Origin of the sequence: Chitinophaga sp. ARDCPP14 (assembly GCF_051362515.1) — a bacterium.
Taxonomy (GTDB): domain Bacteria; phylum Bacteroidota; class Bacteroidia; order Chitinophagales; family Chitinophagaceae; genus Chitinophaga.
In genome coordinates, this window is the sequence record NZ_JBKIXB010000025.1 from 1 (window position 1) to 1,337 (window position 1,337).

Here is a 1,337-nt window from a genome sequence, read left to right on the forward strand (position 1 = left end):
GGCCTCAGTAAAATGGTACAACCAACTGTTTAACAAAAACACAGGGCCCTGCAAAATCGAAAGATGACGTATAGAGCCTGATACCTGCCCGGTGCTGGAAGGTTAAGGAAGGATGTTCGGAGCAATCCAAAGCTTCTGACTGAAGCCCCAGTAAACGGCGGCCGTAACTATAACGGTCCTAAGGTAGCGAAATTCCTTGTCGGGTAAGTTCCGACCTGCACGAATGGTCTAATGAGTTGTACACTGTCTCTACCACGAGCTCGGTGAAATTGTAGTATCGGTGAAGATGCCGGTTAATCGCAACGGGACGGAAAGACCCCGTGAACCTTCACTACAACTTAACATTGATTTTGAATGCCAGATGTGTAGGATAGTTGGGAGACTATGAAGCAGCTTCGCCAGGAGTTGTGGAGTCATCGTTGAAATACCAACCTTCTGTTATTTAGAGTCTAATCCCTGCAAGGGGAGACATTGTTTGGTGGGTAGTTTGACTGGGGTGGTCGCCTCCTAAAAGGTAACGGAGGCTCGCAAAGGTACCCTCAGTACGGTTGGTAATCGTACGCAGAGCGCATTAGTATAAGGGTGCTTGACTGTGAGGCAAACAAGCCGAGCAGGTGCGAAAGCAGGCTAAAGTGATCCGGTGGTTCTGTATGGAAGGGCCATCGCTCAAAGGATAAAAGGTACTCCGGGGATAACAGGCTGATCTCACCCAAGAGCTCATATCGACGGTGAGGTTTGGCACCTCGATGTCGGTTCGTCACATCCTGGGGCTGGAGAAGGTCCCAAGGGTTCGGCTGTTCGCCGATTAAAGTGGCACGTGAACTGGGTTCAGAACGTCGCAAGACAGTTCGGTCCCTATCTGTTGTGATCGTTAGTAAATTGAGAGGACATGACCTTAGTACGAGAGGACCGGGTCGTACATACCGCTGGTGTATCTGTTGTGCCGCCAGGTGCAGTGCAGAGTAGCTATGTATGGATAGGATAAACGCTGAAAGCATCTAAGCGTGAAACCTGCTTCAAGATGAGTTTACTTTTAAGGGCCGTCGGAGACTACGACGTTGATAGGTTACAGGTGTAAGGGTGGTAACATCGCAGCCGAGTAATACTAATTGCCCGTAAGCTTTAATTTTTTAAATATTACGTTAAAGAGTCTTAGAATACAACTTTCCCGATATGTTATCTTATTAGTTTGCTGTAACAGCAAAAAAGATCTTATGGTGGTTATGCCGAGGGTGTTCACCTCTTCCCATTCCGAACAGAGAAGTTAAGCCCCTCATGGCCGATGGTACTGCAATATCATGCGGGAGAGTAGGTAGCTGCCATACTTATTAAGAGAA

2 rRNA genes are annotated in these 1,337 nt (G+C 47.8%); both read left to right on the forward strand.

Features of this window, described 5'->3' with window-relative positions:
• Window positions 1-1,130, forward strand: a 23S ribosomal RNA gene (locus tag ACLHR0_RS31605); the annotation flags it as partial.
• A gap of 83 nt (window positions 1,131-1,213) precedes the next feature.
• Window positions 1,214-1,325: ribosomal RNA gene (gene rrf, locus ACLHR0_RS31610) — 5S ribosomal RNA — on the forward strand.
• The last annotated feature ends 12 nt before the right edge of the window (window positions 1,326-1,337 follow it).